3 protein-coding genes are annotated in these 2,449 nt (G+C 40.1%); 1 reads left to right on the forward strand and 2 read right to left on the reverse strand.

Going from position 1 to position 2,449, the window contains the following annotated elements; translation table 11 throughout:
* Positions 1 to 170 precede the first annotated feature (170 nt).
* Positions 171 to 1,250 (reverse strand): type I restriction endonuclease, encoded by a 1,080-nt coding sequence (locus J7438_RS25115; RefSeq protein ID WP_209278785.1) that lies wholly within the window; start codon positions 1,248 to 1,250, stop codon positions 171 to 173.
* A gap of 362 nt (positions 1,251 to 1,612) precedes the next feature.
* Here J7438_RS25115 and J7438_RS25120 point away from each other — a divergent pair, with 362 nt between their 5' ends.
* On the forward strand, positions 1,613 to 1,990 hold the full coding sequence (locus J7438_RS25120; RefSeq protein ID WP_209278786.1) for a phage integrase N-terminal SAM-like domain-containing protein: 378 nt from the start codon (positions 1,613 to 1,615) through the stop codon (positions 1,988 to 1,990).
* A 190-nt stretch (positions 1,991 to 2,180) separates the two neighbouring features.
* Here the strand turns inward: J7438_RS25120 and J7438_RS25125 are convergent.
* Positions 2,181 to 2,449 (reverse strand): helicase C-terminal domain-containing protein (locus J7438_RS25125; protein WP_286196926.1); only part of this gene is annotated, 269 nt, incomplete at its 5' end.

The following is a 2,449-nucleotide window of genomic DNA, read 5'->3' on the forward strand; positions in this document are numbered from 1 at the left end:
CGGGAGACACTCATCCTGAATATATAGCGTTCTGAAAAAACGCTCTGATTCAAGATCAACCAGAAAAGTAAACTTCAATAGACCTTCCTCGCCAGAAATCAACCCGGGCTTGTGCAACAACAGGATAGATTGCGGCTGGGCGCAATCTATCCTTATTCGTTATGTGCCGTTTACTCGTACAACGATATAGTTTGTTGAAGTTGGTCTGAGAATTTGAATATGTCATCAATATTTTCAATTGGATGACGAGCCTCACTTCTATTCTCATCAAAAATACCAATATATTTTTGCTTAGCATTGAAGTGCAAACGACAAATAGGCTTACGATTATTATCATCCAAGAGAATACCAAAATAACTCTGAGTATCCCTTTGATGAATTCTTTGTACATCTACCTTTTGACGCAATATTGCTTTTACAATGTTAAAGCCTTCAATTTCCTCCAGTGTAGTTTCTATTTTTGACTTTCCAGAAGCATCTTCAGAACCAGAAGTAATCTGTTGAGATTCCTCAACTTTGATGTCTTCCCTTGACTCATTGCCAATCGCAGACTTTAGCCGTGCATTCACACTATCATTTAGAAATTGCTTCAAAGCTTTTTTAGAAATTTCTAAAAACTGTGATTTCACTTTTGCTGTTTGAACACCATCATAAACCTTTGATGTTAAGAATTTAACAAACTCCTCACTTGGTTCATGGAACTGTTCTGCTAATATTTTTTTAATTTGATTAAGATATTTTAACTCACCAGCAGCATCAACAACAGAATCAACATCAAAAGATGATTTTGTTAATTTTTTTACTTCAGGAATTATATGCTCATCTAAGTCTTCCAAATTCAAAATAAGGAATGGCTTATCATCCATTTTATTTGGAGCATCCAAGTCAGTATAAAACTCATACTGCGCGCCATTTGTAAGAATTGCTATACGAGCGTTTGTTACAGAGAAATACCTGAACAGCTGGCTAGCATGCTTAGTTGACAATTGATCTCCATGTTTTTTGCACTCAATCAGAATCTGAACGACTCCATCCTTCATCAGCGCATAGTCTACCTTTTCACCCTTTTTGGTTCCGGTATCTGCCGTAAACTCAGGTATTACCTCACCAGGATCGAATACATCATAACCCAAAACTGAATGCAGGAATGGCATCACCAATGCATTCTTTGTAGCTTCCTCAGTTGCCAAACTGCCAGAAACAGTTGCCAGCTTCTTTGATAGAGATTGTAAGCGCTCCACAAAATCCATGTTTTTCATCCTCTCTATGTAAAATCTTTAAATTATAAAATACTAAATCTGTATTTTATATGACGAATTATCGTAGGCACATAACAGTCGTTTACACGAGTCAGTTTCGCATAACATACTGTAGATTCGCTATACGTACCAGCCGATACCCCCATAAAGCGTGGCTTGCACTGCGTTCTGCATTTTAAAGGCTATACCTTCTGATTCGCATTTTGTGATTTGTATATTTTTCGGTCAAGCAACCCGTGTGATTACAGATTGCTTTATTTTCATTTAAAACAACAGGTTAACCATTCAGTTGATTTTCTACATATACGAACTAGCTTTTACTGTATAAAAACACAGTATTGAGCAGGACTTATATGAGATTACAAGAACGCTTTCAAATTGCCATTCGCTCTGCCGGTTACTCTCTGTCTACCGAGCGCAGCTACTGGGATTGGATTAAACGCTTTATCAAATTTCATAAAATGCGCCACCCCGATTTACTGACTGGTGATGATGTCCGTGATTTTCTCACTCATCTGGTAATGAAAAAACACGTTGCTGTCAGTACTCAGCAGCAGGCATTGAGTGCCCTGGTCTTTTTGTACAAGCAAGCGCTCGGGCGTGACAGTTTAACAATCAATGACTGGTTAAAAGCAAAACGCCCAAAAGAACGCCCGGTTGTGTTGTCGGTTACGGAAGCTAACTCTATTTTGTCCTGTCTCAAAGGGACACATTATAAGTTACAACCATAACTGAAAAGCACGCTACCGCCCGTCACTTGTACTTCTGCCTTTGACAGGCATCCGGGAGCAGATTATGAAACAGCTCAACAGCAATTTTCAGGTTATTTTTTAATCGATACATTAGCCGTGTCTGATAAAAAAACCGAACCACCGTATCAAATAAAACACCTGAATAGAAGTAGCCTAAACCACTATTCCATTAACTTTGAACCTTATTTTTCTGAACAGTCGACTCGATAATCCGGTTAAACGGCGGCAGAGAGTTCATGATCATCTGACCATACCTGGCGGTAACCAGCCGTCGATCCATAATCGTGATGCGACCACGATCCTGCTCCGTCCGCAATAGACGACCACAAGCCTGTATCAGGCGGATCGCCGCATCCGGCACGGTAATTTCCATAAACGGATTCCGCCCCTGGGCTTCCAGCCACTCAGAGAGTGCGGCCTCCACAGGGTCGTCCGGTA

Source organism: Thalassotalea sp. G20_0, from assembly GCF_017744175.1.
Classification (GTDB): domain Bacteria; phylum Pseudomonadota; class Gammaproteobacteria; order Pseudomonadales; family Endozoicomonadaceae; genus Endozoicomonas.

Bases quoted from the DNA above. Each gene is read 5' to 3' on its own strand.
- J7438_RS25115 (WP_209278785.1), bottom strand. From the start codon at position 1,250: ATGGATTTTGTGGAGCGCTTACAATCTCTATCAAAGAAGCTGGCAACT.
- J7438_RS25120 (WP_209278786.1), top strand. From the start codon at position 1,613: ATGAGATTACAAGAACGCTTTCAAATTGCCATTCGCTCTGCCGGTTAC.